A 14,166-nucleotide genomic window follows, 5' to 3' on the forward strand; every position below is an offset into this window, starting at 1 on the left:
CAGCTCTTTGTCAATTCTCTGACCGGAAAACTGCAGCAAAATCCATCACGGAAAACAACCGGTCAGTCCGTGATGAAAGTCGCCAGTCCCGAGATCAGCATGTCCAGGCCCAGTTCGAACCTGCCGTCACTGTCGGCGTCCAGCATGACGTCCACGTGGGCGGCGATGGACGGGAACCGGTCCGCGGGCAGGGAGGTGAAGTAGTCGCGGACGGGCTCGAGCCAGTCGTCCAGGTCCTTGTGCGCCAGCCGCCAGCCCTCGTACACGTCGGCCGTCGTGTAGAGGGTGAGCCGGTGCAGGGCCCAGGACGCGGTCTTCGCGGAGACGCCCACGTTCAGCAGCACCGACAGCAGCCGCTCGGTGATGGCCACGCCGATGGCGGTGGGAGGGAACGCGGCGAAGTTGTAGAGGGCGATGTCGCCGTGGGCGGACAGCACCCGCTGCATCTTCGTGTAGTGCGCCTTGAGGTCCTTGTCCCACTGCCCGGTGACCTCCGGGACGCCGACCTCCTTCATCACGCGCTCGAGGACCAGGAGGAGCAACTCCTCACGGTTCTGCACATGCGCGTACAGGCTGGAGGCGACCACGCCCAGGTCGCCCGCGACCCGGCGCATCGTGACCGCCGCGGTGCCCTCCGCGTCGACGACCGCGAGCGCGGCGTCGACGATCCGCTCCGCCGTGAGCGGAACGCGCGGGGGTGCAGCGGCTTTCCGGCGCGCCTCCCACGGGGGGACGGGCACCTCGTCGGTGTTCGACTTCTGATGCATCTCGAAAACCTTACCGGTGAGGACAGGCGCCCGAAGGCGCGGGTTCGGATCGGACCGTGGTGCTCTGGCTCGGGTTGACGCCGAACATGATTCTAGAGTAGAACATCGTTCGCTTGCGTGACAGCGTTCAGTGCAAGACAACATCATTCCAACAGAGAACACCGTTCATCGGGGGGTCCCGACCACCGTGGGCGGCACCCTCAGCTGTCTCGACCCAGGAGGTCGGCATGTCCACTACCGAAACGCCGCAGTCCGTGGCCTTGCCCGAGAGCCCCGGGGTCTCTGCCAGGCGGGCATGGGCGGCCGTCGGCGTCATTCTCATCGGCGAGATCATGGATCTGCTCGATTCGCTGGTCACCACGATCGCCGGACCGACGATCACGCGCGACATGGGCGGCTCGCAGGAGTTCATCCAATGGCTCGCGGCCGGATACACCATCGCCATGGCTGCCGGACTGCTCATCGGCGGGCGGCTCGGCGACAAGTACGGCCGCAAGAACCTCTTCCTGGTCGGCCTGGCCGGATTCACCGCGACCTCGCTGGTCTCGGCGCTGGCGACCAACCCGGAGACCCTGATCACCGCCCGGATCCTGCAGGGTCTGCTCGGTGCGCTGATGGTTCCGCAGGCGCTCGGCATCATCCGGAGCGTGTTCCCGCCGGACAAGGTGGCCGTGGCCTTCGGTGTGACCGGGCCCGCGATGGCGCTGTCCGGCGTGGCCGGGCCGATCGTGGCGGGCTGGCTGGTCGACGCGGACTACTTCGGCTGGGGCTGGCGGATGATCTTCGCCGTCAACGTTCCCATCGGCGGCCTCGCCCTGCTGGCCGGATTCGCCGTGCTGCCCAGGTCGACACGGCAGAAGGACCTCAGGATCGACGTGGTGGGCGCCCTGATCGCCGCGGCCGGGATGGCCGCCGTGATCTTCTCGCTCGTGCAGGGCCGTGAGCTGGGCTGGCCGTGGTGGGTGTTCGTGCTGCTGGCCGCTGGCGTCGGCGCCCTCGCCGGCTTCGTCCGCTACCAGATCCAGCGGGCGGCCAAGGGCCTGTCGACACTCATCACTCCCTCGCTGTTCGGGAAGAAGGCGTTCGTCTCCGGGCTGTCCGTCGGCATCCTCTTCTTCAGCGTGATGATGGGCGGCGCGCTGCTGTTCAGCCTCTTCTTCCAGTTGGGCCTCGGCATGAGCCCGCTGAAGTCGGGACTCGCCACGATCGCGCAGGCGGCCGGCATGCTGCTCGGGTTCGGCTTCTCCCAGGCGCTCGGAATGGCGCGACGGACGATGTTCCTCGGGTTCGCCGCCGTCGCCGCCGGTCTGCTGGCCGCACTGGGCACGATCGCCGTGCAGGACGACCCGGTGAACGCCTGGTGGCTCTCCCCCGCGCTCGCGGTCGTCGGCATCGGTTCCGGGCTCGCCATCGCGCCGTTCTTCGACATCGTGCTCTCGGGCGTCGACGAGGAGGAGACCGGCTCCGCCGCGGGCACCCTGAGCTCCGCCCAGCAGGTGGGCAACGCGCTCGGCGCCTCGGTGCTCGGCACGGTCTTCTTCTCCGTACTGGACGGAGAGCGCGGGCACGGGGCGTCGGCCTTCACGACGGCGGCCTCGACGGGTCTCCTGGTGGCGGTCGCGTTCGTCGCGGGCGCCGCACTGTGCACCTTGTGGCTGCCCGAGCGCGCTGTACGGCACGTAGAGGTGTGACACACCGTCCCGCGCAGGCCATACCGCACCACATCTCGCCAGGCCGAAAGAATTCAGCCACCGAGCAGAAATTTCTATGCGGCCTTGGCGTATCGCGACCTACCGTACATGCTTGATTCGCCACGGTTGCCGATGAAGTCAACGTGAGTCCCGGCCGGAATCTCGATCGATAGGTGAAAGGGAAACAAAGCTTTACGAAAAATTGATCGAGATTGCCGTCTGTCGCACATCCAGAACATGGGGGTATGGATGAATCAGAGTGCCGTGATATCGGAAAGTGACATACGGCCGGAGGCGGTCGGTGGGACCGATCGGCATCGGTACCGCGGGAGCGCCGCCGTGCTGCCGGCGCGGCCTCTGCCCGTGTCGTTGCCGGCGTTCGACACCTGGCAGGTGCTCCTCGTCGAGAGCGGGCACCGGCAGCGGGAGCTGCTGAGCGAGGCGCTGGGCCGGCATGTGCACCAGGTGACCTGCGTCGACACCGGCGCCAAGGCGCTCGACGTCTACGACCAGGCGGATGTGGTGCTGCTGGGCCCGGACCTGCCCGACATCGACGGGCTGGAGGTGTGCCGGGCCATCCGGGCCACCTGTGACATCCCGATCATCGTGGTCACCGACCGCGACTCCGAGCTGGACTGCGTGCTGGCCCTCCAGGCCGGGGCCGACGACTACGTGGTCAAGCCCTACGGATTCCGGGAACTCCTGGCCCGTATGGACGCGGTGATGCGGCGCGCGACTCCGCGCCGGCAGGGTGAGCACATCATCGAGCACGGACCCCTGCGGATCGACACCCTCACCCGCGAAGTGCAGCTGCACAACCGGATGATCCCGATGAGCCGCAAGGAATTCGACCTCCTCCGACTGCTCGCGGCCAATCCCGACAGTGTCATCTCGCGCGAGCACATCATGCGACAGGTCTGGAACGACTCCTGGTCGCGCCGCACGGTCGACACACACGTCAGCAGCATTCGCGGCAAACTCGGTGAGAAGTCCTGGATTCTCACCGTGCGGGGCGTCGGCTTCCGCATCGGGCGACCGTAGCGGTGACGTCGTAACACGGACGTAGCCTCGATGTCATAACAGAAGAGAAAGCCTTTTCCGGCCGCCGCCGCAGCTCCTCCAGCTGCGGCGGCGGCTTTCTCATGCCCTGAACTGCCCGTCTGACATTTCCCTGACCTGCCGCTGAGTTCCGCATGAGCAAACCTGACACTTACCTTCGCGGAAATGTAGAACTTATGAAGTGGAACGTGTTGAGAGCACAACGAGCCCTGGTGAATAGTGACTGCATAATCCGATGCGTCGGAACGGAACGGGAGGGCAGGGCATGTTCACTGTGGTGAGCGTGGGCAGGTTGAACGGGGAATACGGAAAGGAGATATCCGAGATCTTCGCCGAATTCGACGCGGCGACCGCGCCCGGAATACCCGGCCTGAAACGCCGGCAGCTGTACAGCTACTACGACGTGTTCGTCCACATCCAGGACTTCACCGGAGAGAACGCCGACAAGAAGGCCGAGGCAGCGGCGAAGGATTCGCGGGCGACCGAGCTCCGCGAGCGGCTGGCGCCCCTGATCACGGCATACGACCCGACCCTCGCCGACGACCGTGCCGCGACCTTCTACCACTGGGAGGGAGACCCGCCCGTGGACAAGGAGACCGGCCTGCACAGCACGGTCATCGTGAACCGTGTCGCCGACGAGGTCGTCCCGGAGGTCGCCCGGCTCTTCGGCGAACTGGACGCCACCGACTTCCCGTACCGGATGGGCACCCGGCGCCGGCAGCTGTTCTCGTACCACGGCGTGTACTTCCACATCCAGGACTTCCCGAGCGAGAACGGCACGGCCGTGATCGACCAGGCGTGGAAGCAGGCCGACCCGCGCTTCGTGAAGATCTGCGCCGACCTCGACCCGCTGGTCAAGAAGTACGCCCCGGAGCGCTGGCGCTCCACCGCCGACCAGATCGCCCACCGCTTCTACCTCTGGGAGGCCTCGGCATGACCGCGCGACGAGTCGTCATCACCGGCGTCGAGGTCCTCGCCCCCGGCGGAGTCGGCGCCCGGAAGTTCTGGGAGTTGCTCACCGAGGGACGCACCGCGACCCGGGGCATCACCTTCTTCGACCCCAGCCCGTTCCGCTCCCGCGTGGCCGCCGAGGTCGACTTCGACCCGTACGCGCACGGCCTGACCCGGCAGGAGGTCCGGCGGATGGACCGGGCCGCCCAGTTCGCGGTGGTCGCCGCGCGCGGCGCCGTCACCGACAGCGGCCTGGCCCTCGACGCTCTCGACCCCTACCGGATCGGCGTCACCGTCGGTACCGCCGTCGGCTCCACCATGAGCCTCGACGAGGACTACCGGATGGTCAGTGACGACGGCCGCCTCGATCTGGTCGACCACACCTACGCCGACCCGTACTTCTACAACTACTTCGTACCGAGCTCCTTCGCGGCCGAGGTCGCCCGCGCCGTCGGCGCACAGGGACCGAGCAGCGTGGTGTCGGCGGGCTGCACCTCCGGACTCGACTCCGTGGGCTACGCCGCCGAACTGATCCGGGAGGGCACGGCCGACGTCGTGGTCACCGGCGCCACCGACGCGCCGATCTCACCGATCACCCTCGCCTGCTTCGACGCGATCAAGGCGACCACACCGCGCAACGACGAACCGGAGCAGGCCTCCCGGCCCTTCGACGGCACCCGCAACGGGTTCGTGCTCGGCGAGGGCGCCGCGGCGTTCGTCCTGGAAGAACTCGAGAGCGCGCGGCGCCGGGGTGCCCGTATCTACGCGGAGATCGCGGGATACGCGACCCGGAGCAACGCGTACCACATGACGGGCCTGCGCGCCGACGGCGCGGAGATGGCCGAGGCGATCACCGTCGCCCTCGACGAGGCCCGGATGAACCCCACGGACATCGACTACATCAACGCGCACGGCTCGGGGACCAAGCAGAACGACCGTCACGAGACCGCCGCGTTCAAGCGCAGCCTGGGCGACCACGCGTACCGCACCCCGGTGAGCTCCATCAAGTCCATGGTGGGGCACTCGCTCGGCGCGATCGGCTCCATCGAGATCGCCGCATCGATCCTCGCGATCCAGCACAACGTGGTGCCGCCCACCGCGAACCTGCACACCCCCGACCCCGAGTGCGACCTGGACTACGTGCCGCTCACGTCCCGCGACCAGCTCGTCGACGCCGTCCTCACGGTCGGCAGCGGCTTCGGCGGGTTCCAGAGCGCGATGGTCCTGGCCCAGCCCGAAAGGAGCGCGGCATGACGGCCCCAGTGGTGGTGACCGGCCTGGGCGTGGCGGCGCCCAACGGACTCGGCGGCCAGGACTTCTGGAACGCGACCCTCGCCGGCAAGAGCGGCATCGGCCCGCTCACCCACTTCGACTCCTCCCGGTACCCGGCGAAGCTCGCCGGCGAGATCAACGGCTTCACGGCCGAGGACCACCTGCCCAGCAGGCTGATGCCCCAGACCGACCGGGTCACCCGGCTCTCGCTCGTCGCAGCGGACTGGGCCCTCGCCGACGCCGGGGTGACGCCGGCCGACCTGCCCGAGTTCAGCATGGGCGTGAGCACGGCAAGCTCGGCGGGCGGGTTCGCCTTCAGCCAGCAGGAGCTGAAGAACCTGTGGAGCAAGGGCAGCCAGTACGTGAGCGCGTACCAGTCGTTCGCCTGGTTCTACGCGGTCAACACCGGCCAGATCTCCATCCGGCACGGGATGAAGGGCCCCAGCGGAGTGGTCGTCACGGACCAGGCCGGCGGTCTGGACGCGGTGGCCCAGGCCCGGCGCCAGATCCGCAAGGGCACCTCGCTCGTCGTCGCCGGCGCCGTGGACGCGCTGCTGTGCTCCTGGGGCTGGACAGGACTGCTCACCAGTGGCCGCCTCTGCACGGCCGCGGAGCCGACCCACGCCTACCTGCCCTTCGACGACCGGGCCGCCGGCCATGTGGCCGGTGAGGGTGGTGCCCTGCTCATCATGGAGTCGGCCGACTCCGCGAAGACCCGCGGCGCCAAGGTGTACGGGGAGATCGCCGGGTACGCCGCCACCTTCGACGGAGCCGAACCCGGGCTGCGCAGGGCCGTGGAACTCGCCCTCGCCGACGCGGGCGTGACTCCGGCCGACGTGGACGTGGTGTTCGCCGACGCGGCGGCCGAGCCGGAGCTCGACCGTGTCGAGGCAGAGGCGATCGTCGAGGTCTTCGGGCCGCACGGAGTCCCGGTCACCGCGCCGAAGACGATGACGGGGCGGCTGTACGCCGGGGGCGCGGCACTCGACCTGGCCACGGCCTTCCTCGCCCTGGCCGAGGACACGATCCCGCCGACGGTCCACACCGAGCCGGCCGAACGGTACGGCCTCGACCTGGTCGTCTCCCAACCCCGTGCCGCCCGCCTGCGCACCGCGCTCGTCCTCGCCCGAGGTCACGGCGGCTTCAACTCGGCCATGGTCGTGCGCTCCTGAGCGCCACCGCACCTTCTTCCACACGCTCCCACTCCCACCACAAGCAGAAGCAGACAGGAAGGCTCACCATGTCCCGCACCTTCACCCTCGACGACCTCAAGCGGATCCTCCTCGAAGGCTCCGGCGCCCCCGACGGCACCGGTCTCGACGGGGATGTCCTCGACACCGACTTCGCGGACATCGGCTACGACTCGCTCGCCCTGCTGGAGACCGCCAGCCGCGTCGAGCGGGAGTACGGCATCGAGCTGGACGAGACCGTCGTGGGCGACGCGACCACCCCGCGCGCCCTCCTCGACGCCGTCTCCGCCCACCTGGTCGCCCAGGCCGCCTGACCGCAACAGCCCGGCAGCGCAGGAAAACCACAGACACACCACAGGGAAAGAGGGGACATGACAGAGCAGAAGAGCCGGGTCGTCCTGGTGACGGGTGCCACCAGCGGCATCGGCCTCGCCGTCACCCGGCTGCTGGCCGGGCAGGGGCACCGGGTGTTCATCGGCTCCCGCTCCGAGGACAAGGTCGTCGCGACCGTCAAGCACCTCCAGGAGGAGCAGCTCGACGTGGACGGCGTGGTCCTCGACGTGCGGTCCCTGGACTCGGTCCGCGGGTTCGTCCAGGCGGCCGTCGAGCGTTTCGGCACCGTCGACGTGCTCGTCAACAACGCGGGGATCCCCGGCGGTGGCGTCACCGCCGACATCCCGAACGAGCTGTGGGACGACATCATCGAGACCAACCTCAACAGCGTGTTCCGCCTGACCCGCGAGGTGCTGACCGCGGGCGGAATGCGGCACAAGGACTGGGGGCGCATCGTCAACATCGCCTCCACCGCCGGCAAGCAGGGCGTCGTCCTCGGCGCGCCGTACTCCGCCTCCAAGCACGGCGTCGTCGGCTTCACCAAGGCGCTGGGCAACGAACTGGCCCCCACCGGCATCACGGTCAACGCGGTCTGCCCGGGCTATGTCGAGACCCCGATGGCGGAGCGGGTACGGCAGAACTACTCCCGCCTGTCCGGTTCCCCGGAGTCGGCGATCCTGGAGAAGTTCCAGGCCAAGATCCCGCTGGGCCGCTACTCCACCCCCGAGGAAGTGGCGGGCCTGGTCGGTTACCTGGTGACCGACACGGCGGCGTCCATCACCGCGCAGGCCCTGAACGTCTGCGGCGGCCTCGGCAACTTCTGACCATCCCCGAGCGCGAAGGAGTTCCCCATGCCGTCGGAGCTGCACGAGTCCCGTCACGAGATCAAGATCTCGGCCCCCGCCGAAACCGTCTACCGCATGCTCGCGCATGCCGAGGACTGGCCCCGGCTGTTTCCCCCGAACATCTACGTCGACCAAGTGGAGCGCGGCGAACGCGAGGAGCGCATCCGTATCTGGGCGACGGCCGGTGACACCGTCAAGAACTGGACCTCGCGCCGGATCCTCGACCCGGAGAACCTCCGCATCCGGTTCCGGCAGGAGGTCAGCACACCTCCCGTGGCCGCGATGGGCGGCACCTGGCACATAGAAGCGCTGCCCTCCGGAGACGCGCTGGTGCGCCTCGACCACGACTACCAGGCGGTCGACACCGAGAGCCTGGCCTGGCTCGACGAGGTGGTGGACGGCAACTCCCGCTCGGAACTGGAGAACCTGCGGGCGATCGCCGAGTCCGAGGGCGCCACCGACGAAAGGACCTGCTCCTTCGAGGACACGATCGCGATCAGCGGGTCCGCCGCTGACGTGTACGAGTTCATCGACCGGGCGGATTTGTGGACGGACCGCCTGCCGCACGTCCTCGCGGTACGGCTCGAGGAGCCGGCACCCGGCGTGCAGACGCTGGAGATGGACACCCTGTCCAAGGACGGCAGCTCGCACACCACGAAGTCGTACCGCGTGTGCCTGCCGCACCACCGGATCGCCTACAAGCAGGTCACCCTGCCCGCCCTGATCACGCTGCACACCGGCCGCTGGACCATCACGCCGACCGAGGACGGCGTCACGGCCTCCTCGCAGCACACGTTCACGGTCAACACCGAGAACATCGCGAAGATCCTGGGCGCGGACGCGACCCTGCAGGACGCGATCGGCTACGTCCGTACGGCGCTGAGCACCAACAGCATGGCGACCCTCGGTCTGGCGAAGTCGTTCGCCGAGGGGCGCGCCGGGGGCGACCGTCCGTGACGGTGGCACAGCCGGCCGCCCCGGCGGGAGTGCGCGGCATCACCCTGGACGCGGACGGCATCACCCTGTCCGCGCTGCTCGCCCTCCCGTCACAGGCTCCGTGCAGGGCGATGGTCGTCGCCCTGCACGGAGCCGGGATGAGCGCCTCGTACTTCCACGGACCGGCCCACCCGGACACGTCGTTCCTCGACCTCGCCACGAGCCTCGGGTTCGCGGCGGTGGCCGTGGACCGCCCGGGCTACGGCCTCTCGGCCCGGCAGCTGCCCCAGGGGCAGGGCGTCGCGGAACAGGCGGCGACGCTCGGCGCGGCCCTGCGCTCCCTGACGGCGCGGTACGACACGGGCAGCGGCGTCTTCCTCCTCGCCCATTCGTTCGGCGGAAAGCCGACGCTGCGGATGGCCGCGGACGGCACGGTGCCGCACCTGCTCGGCCTCGACGTCTCCGGCTGCGGCGGCGAGTACGCGGTGCCGTTCAGCGCCCGGGACACGCACGGACGACGCGGCTGGCAGCTCAACTGGGGGCCGCTGCGGCTGTATCCGCCGGGGACGTTCCAGGCCAGCGGCGCCGTCGTCGCCTCGGTTCCGCCGCGCGAGTTCGCGGACGCGGTGCGCTGGCCGGAGGAGTTCGCCGACTTCGCCGGGCGGATCCGGGTGCCGGTCCGGTTCACCTTCGCCGAGCACGAGGCCTGGTGGCAGCACGACCAGCAGGCGGTCGCCCGGCTGCGGTCGCGGCTGAGCTCGGCCCCCCGCGTGGTGACGGACCTTCAGCCCGACGCGGGCCACAACATCAGCCTCGGCTGGACGGCCCGCGCCTACCACCTCCGAGCCCTCGGCTTCGCGGAGGAGTGCCTGCGGTGGCGGGAATCGGAGCGGAGCCCCGCGCTGGTGTCCTCCCGCAGCGCCTGACACCGCTGCGGGCCCCCCTGGCCGCAGGTTCTACTGGCCGCCGGTTCCCCTGGCCCCTGGTGCTACTGCTCCTGGTTCTACTGGCCGCTCGTTCCCCTGGCCGCTGGTTCCCCGATCGCGAACACCCGACCCGATCAGACCCACGTTCAGAAAGCAGGACCGGACATGACCCAGCACATCGTCGGCGTGTGGCACCTGGACGCCTTCCACGACGTGGACGAGGCCGGGCGGCCCGTGGGAGAGGGCCCTCTCGGCCCGGCCCCGTCGGGCATGCTGATCTACACGCCCGACGGCCACGTCTCGGTGAGCATGATGCCCACCGGCCACTCCGCGGCGCCGGGCCCTTCGTACATGGGATACGCGGGCGAGTGGTGGGAGCAGGACGGGAAGCTCGTGCACCGTATCCACATCTCGTCGCGCCGGGACTGGATCGGCGTCGAGCAGTCGCGGGACGCCGAACTCGACGGAGACGTCCTCACCGTCCGCGCCACCCGGGAGGTGGACGACCGTCCGCAGCGGCGGGTCCTCGTGTGGCGCAGGGCCGATCGGTCCGGGGGCGCCCGATGAGCACCCTGGTGGAGACACTCGCCGGGACGGCCGAGGCCGGCGACCACCCCCTGCTGGTGGCCCTGAGCATCTTCGCCCCCGGAGCGATGCACGCCGTGGCCGCCGGCCCGGAGCAGGACCGGGCGGACGGTCGGAGCACCGCGGCGGTGGCCGCGCACCTCGGACGGCTGGGACTGGAGGACACATGACCCCGGGCGCCGCCGGCCCCCCGCGCGTGCTGCTCCTCGCGTACGACCTGCGCTCTCCGGGCACCGAGGAACTCGCCCACGCGGTGTTGAACGTGCTGTCGCCGACCGAACGCGAGCGGGTGCTGCGCAAGCGGCTGGCCGCCGACCGGACCCGCTCGCTGATCGGACGGTGGCTGGCCCGCCGGGCGGCCGCACGCATCGTCGGCTCCCCATGGACGACCCTGAGCACCGGGCAGCGTCCCGGCGGGCAGCCGTACGTGGTGGGCAGGCCGCAGTTGTCACTGAGCATCGCGCACGGCGGCCGGTACGCGCTGGCCGCCGCGGCCCTGGAGGCGCGGGTGGGAGTCGACACGGAGCAGGTGGCACGTGTGACGCGGCTGCCCGACCACGCTTTCCTCGGCCCCGGCGAGCGGGCGGCCCTGAGGGCCGTGCCGCGGGGCGAGGAGCGCCGGGCGGCCTTGTGGGTGCTGAAAGAGGCAGCCGCCAAACTGACCGGCCAGGGCCTGCGTGCGGGCCTGCGCAATATCGGGTTCGAGTGCCCGGGCACCCGTTTCCCGCTTGCCGCGCGCACCCCTTACGCCGCCGCGGAGTTCAGAGCCTTCCGGCTCCCCGGCGGATACGTCGCCGCGGTGGGCTCGTCCGCAGGCGAACCACCCCGGGAACCCGTGTTCGTGACCCCGTTTCGAGAGACAGCCCTGAACACCGGAAGGACGGACCGCTTTCATGAATGATCTCGCGCAGCAGAACCGCATGGCCGGGGCCGACGACCCCGCCGAGGCACCCGAGCAGGCGCCCCGCGACGACGAGAGCCGGGACGCCTACGACGTGGAGGCGGAGCAGCACATCTGGCGCAGCGTCAACTGACGTACAGGTCCGCCGCACCGCCGTCGCGCAAGGCGATCCGGACCACGGTCGGCGTGATTTCGTCAGGGACTCGGCCCGTCCGGGCTCAGCCGCCGCGCCGCACCCGGGCCGCCCTGCGGGCCTCCGCGAGTTTGCGGGCCTCGTCGGTCTTGCGGGAGGGGCGGGACGGCTTGGCGCCGGAGCCGGTCTGCGGGTCCTTGGTGCTGCCCAGGCCTCGGAACGGGGTGTTGTGGTTCTTGGGGCGTGCGGCGGCGGGGCCGCCGTCAAGGGGGGCCCCGGAGGGGGTCCTGGCGCCGGTGATCCGGGTCAACTGGGCCTCGCCCGACCGTACTTTGCTGATCTGCGGGGTGACGTCGGCGTCCGCCATGACCTGGCTCGTCTCGCGGCGCTGTCCCGACAGGACGAGGGTGACCACGGTTCCGGAGCGGCCGGCCCGGGCCGTGCGGCCCGCACGGTGCAGATAGTCCTTGGGGTCGGTGGCCGGGTCGACGTTGACCACCAGGTCGAGGTCGTCGACGTGCAGGCCGCGGGCGGCGACGTTGGTCGCCACCAGCGCGGTGACCTGACCGTTCTTGAACTGGGCCAGGGTGCGGGTGCGTTGCGGCTGGGACTTGCCACTGTGCAGGGCGGCGGCGGGCACACCGCTGGCCCGCAGGTGCCGGGTGAGCTGGTCGACGCCGTGCTTGGTGTCCAGGAAGAGCAGGACGCGGCCGTCCCGGGCGGCGATCTCCGTGGTCACGGCGTACCGGTCCGGGCCGTGCACGACGAAGACGTGGTGTTCGATCGCGGTGACCGCGCTGGAGGAGGGGTCGACGGAGTGGACGGCGGGCTCGCGCAGGTAGCTCCGGACCAGTTGGTCGACGTCGCGGTCGAGGGTGGCGGAGAACAGCATGCGCTGCCCGTCGGGGCGCACCTGGTCCAGGATCTCGGTGACCTGCGGCAGGAATCCCATGTCGCACATCTGGTCGGCCTCGTCGAGGACGGTGACGCGCACCCGTCCCAGGCGGCAGGCCTTGCGCTCGATGAGGTCGTGCAGCCGGCCGGGCGTGGCGACGACGATCTCGGCGCCGTCGCGCAGGGCGGCTGCCTGCCGTCCGACGGACACTCCGCCCACGACGGTCGCGAGCCGCAGCCGCAGGGCGTCGGCGTACGGGGTGAGCGCCTCTCCCACCTGCTGGGCGAGCTCCCGGGTGGGCACCAGGACGAGCGCCAGCGGCTCCTTGGGCTGGGCGCGCCGCCCGGCCGTCCGGGCGAGCAGGCCCAGGCCGAAGGCGAGCGTCTTGCCGGATCCGGTACGGCCGCGGCCCAGGACGTCGCGGCCCGCGAGGGCGTTCGGCAGCGTCGCCGCCTGCACGGGGAACGGCACGGTCACCTGGTGCTCGGCGAGCGTCCGCAGCAGTTCCGCCGGCAGCCCGAGATCGGCGAAGGACGCCACCGGGGGCGTCACCGAGAGGTCGCCGGGCGCCTCGTCCTGCTGCCGGGCGTCGGCACGTGCTGCATCGCTCACTGAAAGCCTTCCTCCGAAGGGACCGTACCGAGGAAGGCGCGGCGGGGACGCGGTCACCGGCCTGGAATCCCGGACGGAACCCGGCACGGCGACACTGCAAACCCCCGACAGTAGCACGCGCCGGTGTCCTGCCGAGGGGTGCGCTGTCCGTCCTGCTACGGGCGCGCGGTCAGGGACAGGTCGGCGTACACGAGGTGGTGGTCCGAGACGGCGGTGGGGCGGACGTGCTGGCTGAGGGGGGCGACGTCGCGGAGGAAGACGTAGTCGAACTTGCTCTGCCAGTCGGTGGTCGGCTCGCAGGGGCCGGACCGTGAGGGGTGGCACTCGGGGTCCGCGTCCGCGGCCAGTTTCCACATCGGGGCGAGTTCGGAGGCGTACGGCACCGCGTTGAAGTCCCCGATGACGATCGCGCGGTCGTACCGGGCGACCTCGGCGGCGAGCACGCCGACCTGCTCCGCCCGGACCGCCTCCTGGCGTCGTTCGGCGAGGTGGGTGTTGAGGAGCCGGACCTTGCGGCCGCCCACCGTGGTGGTGACCTCCATGTACCCGCGGTCCTCGGAACCGCCGTCGGGGTACTCCCTGGCGACGACATGGGTCATCGGGGCCGCCGACAGGATCGCCTCGCCGTAGCCGCCCGGGTTCCACGGCGCTCCCCCGCACCGGCCCCAGCTCTTGAGGACCGGCCCGTACTCGACGTGGTAGACGAGCCCGTGGAGGTTCTCCAGGTAGTCCCGGATCTTCTCGACGTCACCCACGCAGGCTTCCTGGAGGCCGACGACCTGGGGCGCGTACTTGGCGATCTCGGCGGCCCGGTCGTCGTTGCCCGTCTCGCAGGGGTTGCAGAGGTTCCAGGTCATGACCCGGTTCGGTACGGCCTTCCTGGCCGGCTCGGCGGGCGCGGACCCGGCGTCGAGGGCACCGCTCGGCGCGCTGGGACCGGAGAGCACCATCCAGGCCAGGACCAGCGCACCGACGACCAACCACGTGCCCTTTCCGAGCACCCTTGCCTCCTCGACATGGACCACAGGGCGACTGACGTCTACGTCAACGATGCCAGGGACTCGGTTCGT

16 protein-coding genes are annotated in these 14,166 nt (G+C 70.2%); 13 read left to right on the forward strand and 3 right to left on the reverse strand.

From position 1 onward, the window contains the following. Nucleotides 1-62: 62 nt before the first annotated feature. Nucleotides 63-767, reverse strand: a complete 705-nt coding sequence (locus tag AQJ54_RS24510; RefSeq protein ID WP_062026313.1) for a TetR/AcrR family transcriptional regulator C-terminal domain-containing protein — start codon at nucleotides 765-767, stop codon at nucleotides 63-65. A gap of 227 nt (nucleotides 768-994) precedes the next feature. Here AQJ54_RS24510 and AQJ54_RS24515 point away from each other — a divergent pair, with 227 nt between their 5' ends. The 13 genes from AQJ54_RS24515 to AQJ54_RS45730 all read left to right on the forward strand — a co-directional run bounded on the left by AQJ54_RS24515 (nucleotide 995) and on the right by AQJ54_RS45730 (nucleotide 11,589). Beyond that, nucleotides 995-2,458: an MFS transporter gene (locus AQJ54_RS24515; RefSeq protein ID WP_062240984.1), complete on the forward strand. Its 1,464-nt coding sequence runs from the start codon at nucleotides 995-997 to the stop codon at nucleotides 2,456-2,458. A gap of 363 nt (nucleotides 2,459-2,821) precedes the next feature. Next, on the forward strand, nucleotides 2,822-3,499 hold the full coding sequence (locus AQJ54_RS24520; RefSeq protein WP_243659675.1) for a response regulator transcription factor: 678 nt from the start codon (nucleotides 2,822-2,824) through the stop codon (nucleotides 3,497-3,499). 283 nt (nucleotides 3,500-3,782) lie between these two features. Then, on the forward strand, nucleotides 3,783-4,454 hold the full coding sequence (locus AQJ54_RS47625; RefSeq protein ID WP_159055549.1) for a TcmI family type II polyketide cyclase: 672 nt from the start codon (nucleotides 3,783-3,785) through the stop codon (nucleotides 4,452-4,454). Beyond that, a complete protein-coding gene (locus AQJ54_RS24530; RefSeq protein ID WP_062240986.1) occupies nucleotides 4,451-5,722 on the forward strand; it encodes a beta-ketoacyl-[acyl-carrier-protein] synthase family protein in 1,272 nt (423 codons plus the stop codon). The genes AQJ54_RS47625 and AQJ54_RS24530 overlap by 4 nt, the downstream gene beginning before the upstream one ends. After that, nucleotides 5,719-6,912: a ketosynthase chain-length factor gene (locus AQJ54_RS24535; protein ID WP_062240988.1), complete on the forward strand. Its 1,194-nt coding sequence runs from the start codon at nucleotides 5,719-5,721 to the stop codon at nucleotides 6,910-6,912. Before AQJ54_RS24530 ends, AQJ54_RS24535 begins: the two co-directional genes overlap by 4 nt. 68 nt (nucleotides 6,913-6,980) lie before the next feature. Then, nucleotides 6,981-7,244: an acyl carrier protein gene (locus AQJ54_RS24540; RefSeq protein ID WP_062026309.1), complete on the forward strand. Its 264-nt coding sequence runs from the start codon at nucleotides 6,981-6,983 to the stop codon at nucleotides 7,242-7,244. Between the two features lie 57 nt (nucleotides 7,245-7,301). Beyond that, nucleotides 7,302-8,087 (forward strand): 3-oxoacyl-ACP reductase FabG, encoded by a 786-nt coding sequence (fabG, locus tag AQJ54_RS24545; RefSeq protein ID WP_062240989.1) that lies wholly within the window; start codon nucleotides 7,302-7,304, stop codon nucleotides 8,085-8,087. A 27-nt stretch (nucleotides 8,088-8,114) separates the two neighbouring features. Further along, complete coding sequence (locus AQJ54_RS24550; protein ID WP_062026307.1) at nucleotides 8,115-9,065, forward strand: aromatase/cyclase; 951 nt, start codon at nucleotides 8,115-8,117, stop codon at nucleotides 9,063-9,065. Further along, nucleotides 9,062-9,970, forward strand: coding sequence for an alpha/beta hydrolase (locus tag AQJ54_RS24555; RefSeq protein WP_107121391.1), 909 nt, complete (start codon nucleotides 9,062-9,064; stop codon nucleotides 9,968-9,970). The genes AQJ54_RS24550 and AQJ54_RS24555 overlap by 4 nt, the downstream gene beginning before the upstream one ends. Before the next feature lie 165 nt (nucleotides 9,971-10,135). After that, complete coding sequence (locus AQJ54_RS24560; RefSeq protein WP_062026306.1) at nucleotides 10,136-10,537, forward strand: lipocalin-like domain-containing protein; 402 nt, start codon at nucleotides 10,136-10,138, stop codon at nucleotides 10,535-10,537. Continuing rightward, a complete protein-coding gene (locus AQJ54_RS24565; RefSeq protein ID WP_159055550.1) occupies nucleotides 10,534-10,725 on the forward strand; it encodes a hypothetical protein in 192 nt (63 codons plus the stop codon). The genes AQJ54_RS24560 and AQJ54_RS24565 overlap by 4 nt, the downstream gene beginning before the upstream one ends. Continuing rightward, on the forward strand, nucleotides 10,722-11,456 hold the full coding sequence (locus AQJ54_RS24570) for a 4'-phosphopantetheinyl transferase family protein (protein WP_062240993.1): 735 nt from the start codon (nucleotides 10,722-10,724) through the stop codon (nucleotides 11,454-11,456). The genes AQJ54_RS24565 and AQJ54_RS24570 overlap by 4 nt, the downstream gene beginning before the upstream one ends. Then, nucleotides 11,449-11,589 (forward strand): hypothetical protein, encoded by a 141-nt coding sequence (locus tag AQJ54_RS45730; protein WP_159055551.1) that lies wholly within the window; start codon nucleotides 11,449-11,451, stop codon nucleotides 11,587-11,589. Before AQJ54_RS24570 ends, AQJ54_RS45730 begins: the two co-directional genes overlap by 8 nt. Before the next feature lie 85 nt (nucleotides 11,590-11,674). Here the strand turns inward: AQJ54_RS45730 and AQJ54_RS24575 are convergent, their stop codons facing one another. Next, complete coding sequence (locus AQJ54_RS24575; protein WP_062240995.1) at nucleotides 11,675-13,096, reverse strand: DEAD/DEAH box helicase; 1,422 nt, start codon at nucleotides 13,094-13,096, stop codon at nucleotides 11,675-11,677. Between the two features lie 155 nt (nucleotides 13,097-13,251). Beyond that, complete coding sequence (locus tag AQJ54_RS24580) at nucleotides 13,252-14,097, reverse strand: endonuclease/exonuclease/phosphatase family protein (RefSeq protein ID WP_062240997.1); 846 nt, start codon at nucleotides 14,095-14,097, stop codon at nucleotides 13,252-13,254. Nucleotides 14,098-14,166: the final 69 nt, after the last annotated feature.

It is taken from the genome of Streptomyces griseorubiginosus (genome assembly GCF_001514195.1).
In the GTDB taxonomy this organism is placed as follows: domain Bacteria; phylum Actinomycetota; class Actinomycetes; order Streptomycetales; family Streptomycetaceae; genus Streptomyces; species Streptomyces griseorubiginosus.

Coding starts and splice junctions, on each gene's coding strand:
- AQJ54_RS24535 (WP_062240988.1), top strand. CDS start 5,719: ATGACGGCCCCAGTGGTGGTGACCGGCCTGGGCGTGGCGGCGCCCAAC.
- AQJ54_RS45730 (WP_159055551.1), top strand. CDS start 11,449: ATGAATGATCTCGCGCAGCAGAACCGCATGGCCGGGGCCGACGACCCC.
- fabG (WP_062240989.1), top strand. CDS start 7,302: ATGACAGAGCAGAAGAGCCGGGTCGTCCTGGTGACGGGTGCCACCAGC.
- AQJ54_RS24570 (WP_062240993.1), top strand. CDS start 10,722: ATGACCCCGGGCGCCGCCGGCCCCCCGCGCGTGCTGCTCCTCGCGTAC.
- AQJ54_RS24515 (WP_062240984.1), top strand. CDS start 995: ATGTCCACTACCGAAACGCCGCAGTCCGTGGCCTTGCCCGAGAGCCCC.
- AQJ54_RS24530 (WP_062240986.1), top strand. CDS start 4,451: ATGACCGCGCGACGAGTCGTCATCACCGGCGTCGAGGTCCTCGCCCCC.
- AQJ54_RS24540 (WP_062026309.1), top strand. CDS start 6,981: ATGTCCCGCACCTTCACCCTCGACGACCTCAAGCGGATCCTCCTCGAA.
- AQJ54_RS24565 (WP_159055550.1), top strand. CDS start 10,534: ATGAGCACCCTGGTGGAGACACTCGCCGGGACGGCCGAGGCCGGCGAC.
- AQJ54_RS47625 (WP_159055549.1), top strand. CDS start 3,783: ATGTTCACTGTGGTGAGCGTGGGCAGGTTGAACGGGGAATACGGAAAG.
- AQJ54_RS24550 (WP_062026307.1), top strand. CDS start 8,115: ATGCCGTCGGAGCTGCACGAGTCCCGTCACGAGATCAAGATCTCGGCC.
- AQJ54_RS24560 (WP_062026306.1), top strand. CDS start 10,136: ATGACCCAGCACATCGTCGGCGTGTGGCACCTGGACGCCTTCCACGAC.
- AQJ54_RS24510 (WP_062026313.1), bottom strand. CDS start 767: ATGCATCAGAAGTCGAACACCGACGAGGTGCCCGTCCCCCCGTGGGAG.